The following is a 7202-nucleotide window of genomic DNA, read 5'->3' as shown; positions in this document are numbered from 1 at the left end:
AGGTCGTCATTTATGGCGACAAATTAAGGTATGAAAATCAAAAACTAACTTTTTAACCCTGACTCAATTCTTAACTTTTCAATATCTTTATGTTGCTCAAAAAAGCTCACAACAGCCTGAATCTGATGCAGCTTTTGACCTTCAAAATTAGCTAGGTAATCTTTGATCTCTCTAAAGCTCCAGTCTAATTCCATTTCCGCTGGGATTGCTGCTAAGGCAGCAAAAACCTCTTCAATCGTTTTATCGTTAAGTAAAAAGCGAATAAACTGCATCACAGCTAAAACCTGCTGGTCAGTTATGAACTCTTCAACTTCTGTAACACGGCAAAGCACCTGTTCCGGTGTTTCAAATAGCAAAGCTAGTTCAGCAATATTTGCCAACGAATAGCCTATTTGGATTTTAATCTCACTTTTTTCTGAGTTGTTAAATTGTTTAATCAACGTAGAGTGAATGTTTTTAGCAGTAGAAAAGTCTTTTTGTCTACTATAAATAGAAATCTGATTAACCATAGCTTTTGCAATGATCACTTGAATCTCTTCAATCGACGAATCTTTAAACCGCTCAATTACACGAGTGTAGCTATTAAATTCTTCTTTAGACTTACCTTGCTTACCATAAGCAATACCTTGGTTAAGCATAGCCATAGCCAACTGAATTCGAATCTCCTCATTCAACGAGCCTCTAAACTGCTCAATCAAGCTTGCGTAACTGTTGAGTGCGTCTTCAAACTTTTCTTGCTTACCATAAGTAAAACCTTGGTTCATCAGTGTGATAGCATAAAGTTCGGGCTCTTCTTTTTGGTCTAATAACTCCAGTACTTTTGCCCAAGCTTTTAACGCCTCATCATATTCATTATTTTCAAATGCACTTAAACCAACTTTAAACCAATTTTTAGCTGAAGCCCTTGTAGGAGATTTGTTGTGCTTACTTAAATCTTTACCTGTTTCCCCTTTATTTGAGGTGATAATTCTTTTACTTTCTTCTATTAGATCACGCTCAATTTTACTTAGTGCAGCACTCGCTTCTGTTGCTAACTTTTCGGCCCGCTCTTTTAGCCCTAAGCTGACTTTTTCGAGCTCAGTTCTGGTATCTGCAATTAATTTACCCTTATTATCTTCTAACCATTGCAGCATATGACTATCTGAAGCTGTATTAGCAGCCTGCTTGGCTTCGTAAACAGCTCTATTTTTTGCACTAAAGCCGAGCGCAATTGCAGTAACTGTGATAATCAAACCAAAAAGAGTGAATATCCCACCCCAAATATTAGTGTTACTTGCAATATCACTTATCCGCCCATCAAAACCAGTAAATTGACTAGCTTGTAGTTTATCTTGCGCTTCGAGTTGAGCTTGGAATCTAGATAGTTGAATTGTTAGCGCTTGCTGCGCAGCTTCTAGGGTTTTAACATCATTACCGAGTGTTTTTTGTTGCTGTAGTTTTTCATCCAAACTAGCAAGTTGGCTGTGCATACTAAATAATTGCTGGTATACCAAATCATGGTTATTTTGCGTATTAGGCAACGAAGGAGCTATATTTACTGGAGGTGTGACTTGTGTGGCTGCGACAATATTTACGTTCAGCAAAGTCGATAAAAATAAAAAAAGTAAGATTAAACGCATCCATCATCCCTAAAAAACAAGCCCGTTAGGCCAATACTAAATCGATAAATTGTTGTAACCCTATTAATTTAACTGAGTTTAACAATACATACCATCTAAAATACTCACCTGTAAAATAGTTTAAACGGGTGATTATAGCGCTGTTTATAACATTCCCTATGTTAAGCTAACCGGCTTTTAGCTAGCTGCATTTATATTACGGAGTAGTTTTTACGTGTTTTTAAATCGATATATCGGCATTTTGCCACTGATTTTTATTTTATCTGGCTGTGAGACAACACCAGAGCAACCAGCCCCTAAAGCAATTATTAAAGCTAATCCTGTTGTTAATCAACAAAGTAAAGCAATTGAACAAATCGCGCCTTTAAGTCCTAAAGAGCTGGATGATGTTTGGCAACGTATTCGCGCGCAGCTAAGTTTTACTAATTCAAGTCACCCCGCTGTGAACAAGCGTATTGCTTGGTACTTATCTCACCCTAATTATATGGATGAAATTAGCCGCCGCGCGACACCCTATCTTTATCATATAGTGACTGAAATAGAAAAACGAGATTTACCAATAGAGCTGGCATTAATGCCACTTATTGAAAGCGATTTTGATGCAAGCGCCTATTCTCATAAACATGCGTCTGGCCTGTGGCAGCTAACGCCCTCTATTGCTAAATATTTTAAAGTAAAAATTTCACCTTGGTATGACGGTAGACAAGACGTGATAGACAGTACCCGTGCAGCATTAGATTTTATGGAGTATTTATACAAACGTTTCGATGGCGATTGGTATCATGCTATTGCAGCTTATAATTTAGGTGAAGGCCGCGTTTTAAGAGCAATTAAAAATAATAAAAGGCAGGGTAAGCCAACCGATTTCTTCAGCTTAAAACTACCTAAACAAACAAGTCAATATGTCCCTAAGTTACTTGCTGCTGCCCAACTACTCAAAAGCCAAAAAATGGCATTTCCTGCGATAGCAAACAAAAATACCATTGCGGTAATACCAGTTTCGGGATCCGTTATCATAGATAACAAAGAAAGGTGGCAACGACTAGAATCATTAAACTACGGTGTGATCCGCTTTCCAGCAGTTATTGATGCGCCTCATATCGTTGTTCTTGCCGATGAGCAAATAGAGTTTAAAGCAATGCTCGCAAATCAAAAAAGTAGTGATTACAGTCAATGGCAACACTACACCATTCAATCTGGCGACAGTCTCAGTGTCATAGCTAAACGCCATGCAATAACAGTTAGTCAGTTAAAGGCCTTTAACAATCTAAAAAGCAATCGTATTCGCGCAGGAAAAAAGCTGATACTCCCTATACTTGCAGATCAAGAAATCGAGCATAAAGTTAAATCAGGCGAAAGCTTATGGATAATCGCTAAATATTACAAAGTCAGTATTAACAAACTAAAACAATGGAATAACCTTTCAAGCGACCATTTAAAAATAGGTAAAAAACTTACTGTATTTTTATCCAATAGTTAACTATAAAAGGGCTGATAAAATGATCAGCCCTTTTATTATTTTAGCTAAGGCTACTTAAGTAACCTCGTTATCTACTTGCGACTTTGTGCTGTACCAGTTTACAGTTCGAGTTAGTATCATAATCAAACTAAGTACCGCAAATACCAATACACTCCCCATCAATAACGCATAATCCTCTGCACTTAATAACCCAAACAATAGGCTATATAAAAATAAAACCCCCAGTAAGAAAAAGCCTCCATGCTTGCTATTTTTGAGCATACCAGCAACATAAATACTCAGTAAAAAAGCAGAAGAAAGTGCTGATAAAAGATACGCCACGTTAAACCCTAAATGCTCACTTAACGAAATCAATAGCAAGTAAAAAACAGCTAATGCAAGCCCTACAAAGCCATATTGCACCGGATGAACAGGCTCACCGCGCAACACTTCAAGTAAAAAGAAACTTGCAAATACGAGTACAATTACTAGTAAAGCATAATTACTTGCTCGATAGTTTTTAAGGTACTGATTTACGCCATCAACTAAATTAACACCCATGCTACGCTGCTTAAACTGCGTGCATTCATTTTGAAATAAACAGTAATTAAATAACTCATGAAGATTGGTAGCAAAATAATTAGTTTGCCAGCTAGCAGAAAAACCTTGCTGTGAAATACTCGATTCGATTGGCAGATAATCGCCGACAAAGCTTGGGTGAGGCCAATCAGCTTGCATATTTAACGAGGTTTCTTTACCAACAGGCGCTAAAGCAAGTTTACGCATACCTTGTAAATTTAAGTCAATTTTATAAGGTAAAGTAGAAACTTCCATAATACTTTCATAATCAAGTTCAATACGCACACCTTCAGGGAGTTGCGCTATTTGCGTACCAGGAAATAATTTGTAAGTACGATCATTAACTTTGATTTGAGTACCTTGGCCAATCCCTCTAATATCTGCAATGGCCATAACAAGGTTAAGTCGCTGTACTTTTTTATCAGCTAACTGTGCCAGTGAAGTTGTGTCAAATACCCCCTCAAATTGATTTTTTGAGCGATATAAAAGCGCTTTATAGATACCTCGGTACTTTTCGAACGTCGATAACTTGCTGTCTATATTGAGCGTTTCAGGTAGCAATAAAATACTAGCTAAGCGCTCTGTTGTTTTACCGTCTAACATGCTGGTTTCAATATATTCAGCATGAATAAAAGGGCCAATAATTTGCTGCTCAGCGCTACTGCTTTTTGCAATATCTGCTTGAACTTGATCTTGCAGTTCAGCCCGTTCATCTATCAAACTCTGGATCATAAAAATAGGGATAAGTAACAGGACAATTAAGCCTATAATAATCACCAGCTTCGTTTCTATTTTTTGTTTCATCGATATTCACTCCATGTATTAATTAGTTATATAGTAACTAAGCTAAATGGAGCTCTTATGGTGATTAAGTGGAGCTATTATGGAGTTGGTATTATTATTTCAACTACTACACCGCTCTCACTATTACTTACTATCAACTGTCCTTTGTGTAACTTAACTACTTGCTCTGCAAAGTTTAAACCCAGCCCTGTACTTTTATTGCCGCTAGCACGAGGTAATGAATAAAAACGCTCTGTAATACGCGATAATGCATAATCAGGGATGCAAGGGCCTGTGTTGCTAATTTTAATATTTACAGTGTGTTTGTACTGTTTGACATTGATTGTTATTTGACCTCCATCAAATAAAAAGTCGAGCGCATTATCAATAATATTATAAAGGGTCTGCTGTATTAAAAACCGATCACCTATTAGCTGTATAGAAGAGTCACATTGAATCGTTACCAATACATTTTTAGTGGTTATCCTCGCTATAAAAGAATCCCTTATCGCCTCAAGCAAGGGAGCAATAACAATGATTTGTCGTTTTTCAAGTTCAGGAAGTTGCTCAAGCTTAGTTAACGCTAATAACTTATCTATTAACATCTGCATTCGCGCTGATTCAGACTCAATATTGTTAACAAATAATTGCTGTTTTTCATTACTTAAAGGAGTTTGCAAGATTTCACTAGCGCCTTTAATTGCTGATAAAGGACTTTTTAATTCATGTGTTAATGTTTGTACATAATTTTCTACATAGCTTTTACCATCTAGTTGACGGCGCATATTTTCTAGTGCATCACTAAGTAACCCATACTCATAAAATATTCTAAAAGTGGGTTTACTTGCTTTTTCACCACGTCCCATTTTATCTGCATAATTAGCAAGTTTAAACAATGCTCCATTGATCCGCCAAGCGATCAAAGCGCCTACAATTAATGCCAATATGCTCATCACCGCAAGCCAACTCAATACACGATATTTAGACATATTAATAAATGGCTGCACCGAACGATTAGCTTTAGCCACAGTGACTGTGCCTATTATTTTTTCATTATAGATAATCGGTGCAGCTACATGCATTACCGTCGAGAGAGGATCGTTTGCATCTAAAGCAGTAGATCGTGCTCCATATTCTCCTCGTAGAGTCAGATAAACATCATTCCAACGCGAAAAATCTTTTCCAACATCTCGCTGCCAAGAATCAATAATTACAACCCTACAGAGTCAGTAATATAAATACGGTGATTAATAGCCGGCTTATTAACTCCCCAAATTTCTGCATTAGGCTGTCGCATACCGTATGAATTAACTTGTTTAACAAAACCGCTTTGCAACAACGTACCATTAGCAAGATCATCTCGCGCCATAACAGCTAGTAAATTGGCCATATCAACCAACGTTTCTTCACTTACTTGGCGTACAGTAGGCTTTATTTCACGCATTACAGTAGAGCTAACCAAGTAAGTGGTTAATATAACGAGTACAAAATAAAGTAGAAATAATCTAAATCCGAGTGGTATTTTAGGCCAACCTTTAAATCTAGATAGCCCAATAGTAAATTGTTTAAATGGGTTCATAATAATACCCAAACCCACGTTTTGTCTGAATCAACTCATCAGCACCTACTGTACGTAACTTATTCCTGATAGCTTTAATGTGGCTATCAACGTTACGCGCATACATGCTTTCTTGACATAACTGAGCAGATGATAACAATTGCTCGCGTGAAAATATCTGCCGTGGTTGCGAAACAAGTTTACCTAGAAGCTTAAACTCTAAGGCAGTAAGGCCAAGTGAATGATCTTCGAAGTAATAGTCATAGTTCTTACTATAAAGGACAGGTTTGCTTTGCAATAAGCCCGATGGTTTCTCTGATATACGAGATGGTTTTAAACGAAGCTTAACACGAGCAAGCATTTCTCTAGGACTAAATGGCTTAGTAACATAATCATCAGCACCTATCTCTAAACCAACTACACGATCTATTTCATCATTGCGAGCCGTTAAAAAAATAATTGGCAATGACGAAAACTCACGGATCTGCTTACATAACTCAAAACCGTTAGCATCCGGTAAACCAACGTCTAATATGAGTAAATCTGTACGGAAAGCTTTTATATAATCAAGCCCTGTACCAGCTGTTGAAAACCAAGCAACTTTAAAACCATCCATCTCGAGTGTATGAATTAACGTATCAGCGATTGCCCTCTCATCCTCGATAATTACAACTTGTACACAAGACATATATCCTTCCTTTAATAACCTAATTATATTGATAGGCTAAATCATGCCGCCTAGTGTTAGCTAGCATAACAGTTACAGTTCGTTATAGTTCAGTCAATAAAGATAATTGAATAATCATTTATGCTACTCATTGAATTAGTTAACTTTTAGCTTAAATAAAGCTAATAACAAGAGGCTAGAAACGATCTATTTAACCTAAACTCTGGTTAAGAGGTTTACTAACATATTGGACTGTAATGATATTATAATTTATTTTTCTCTAGCTAGAAACTTCAGTCAAAACAAGGCGAATTTACGCGTCAATAGCGAGTTATCTATTACTAGTAAATTCAACGTAGTTAGCCCTAAAAATAGCTGCTTAAGATAGATTTATTATCAGGAGTTCAAGTTATTAATACTAATTAGGTCATTATACCAATTCCATTTATTAGTTGGTCATATTAATCCATGATCTTGAACAGAGTGAAATGACTCTATTAATATCACTTCTAAAATTGTTCCAATCGATATACAACT

Annotated in this window: 6 protein-coding genes; 1 reads left to right on the top strand and 5 read right to left on the bottom strand. The window is 36.6% G+C overall.

Annotated elements, in window-relative coordinates; all coding sequences use genetic code 11:
• Positions 1-44 precede the first annotated feature (44 nt).
• Positions 45-1619, bottom strand: a complete 1575-nt coding sequence (locus CWB66_RS20220; protein ID WP_138586815.1) for a tetratricopeptide repeat protein — start codon at positions 1617-1619, stop codon at positions 45-47.
• Between the two features lie 214 nt (positions 1620-1833).
• Between CWB66_RS20220 and CWB66_RS20215 the strand changes: the two genes are divergently transcribed.
• A complete protein-coding gene (locus CWB66_RS20215; protein WP_138586813.1) occupies positions 1834-3099 on the top strand; it encodes a LysM peptidoglycan-binding domain-containing protein in 1266 nt (421 codons plus the stop codon).
• Positions 3100-3153: 54 nt separating this feature from the next.
• Here the strand turns inward: CWB66_RS20215 and creD are convergent, their stop codons facing one another.
• From creD to CWB66_RS20200, 4 genes are all read right to left on the bottom strand, one after another.
• On the bottom strand, positions 3154-4461 hold the full coding sequence (gene creD, locus CWB66_RS20210) for a cell envelope integrity protein CreD (RefSeq protein WP_138586811.1): 1308 nt from the start codon (positions 4459-4461) through the stop codon (positions 3154-3156).
• A 77-nt stretch (positions 4462-4538) separates the two neighbouring features.
• Positions 4539-5648 carry a two-component system sensor histidine kinase CreC gene (gene creC, locus CWB66_RS20205; RefSeq protein WP_252371807.1) on the bottom strand — a complete coding sequence of 370 codons (1110 nt, stop codon included), beginning with the start codon at positions 5646-5648 and terminating at the stop codon, positions 4539-4541.
• A gap of 2 nt (positions 5649-5650) precedes the next feature.
• Positions 5651-6019 carry a sensor histidine kinase family protein gene (locus CWB66_RS22800; RefSeq protein WP_252371806.1) on the bottom strand — a complete coding sequence of 123 codons (369 nt, stop codon included), beginning with the start codon at positions 6017-6019 and terminating at the stop codon, positions 5651-5653.
• On the bottom strand, positions 6006-6686 hold the full coding sequence (locus CWB66_RS20200) for a response regulator (protein ID WP_138586809.1): 681 nt from the start codon (positions 6684-6686) through the stop codon (positions 6006-6008). The genes CWB66_RS22800 and CWB66_RS20200 overlap by 14 nt, the downstream gene beginning before the upstream one ends.
• Between the last annotated feature and the right edge of the window lie 516 nt (positions 6687-7202).

Source organism: Pseudoalteromonas sp. S558, assembly GCF_005886635.1.
Lineage (GTDB): Bacteria > Pseudomonadota > Gammaproteobacteria > Enterobacterales > Alteromonadaceae > Pseudoalteromonas > Pseudoalteromonas aliena.
Note: the sequence above shows the minus strand (reverse complement) of the source record. Positions and strands in the feature narration are given on the sequence as shown.

Coding starts and splice junctions, on each gene's coding strand:
- CWB66_RS20200 (WP_138586809.1), bottom strand. CDS start 6,686: ATGTCTTGTGTACAAGTTGTAATTATCGAGGATGAGAGGGCAATCGCT.
- CWB66_RS20220 (WP_138586815.1), bottom strand. CDS start 1,619: ATGCGTTTAATCTTACTTTTTTTATTTTTATCGACTTTGCTGAACGTA.
- creD (WP_138586811.1), bottom strand. CDS start 4,461: ATGAAACAAAAAATAGAAACGAAGCTGGTGATTATTATAGGCTTAATT.
- CWB66_RS22800 (WP_252371806.1), bottom strand. CDS start 6,019: ATGAACCCATTTAAACAATTTACTATTGGGCTATCTAGATTTAAAGGT.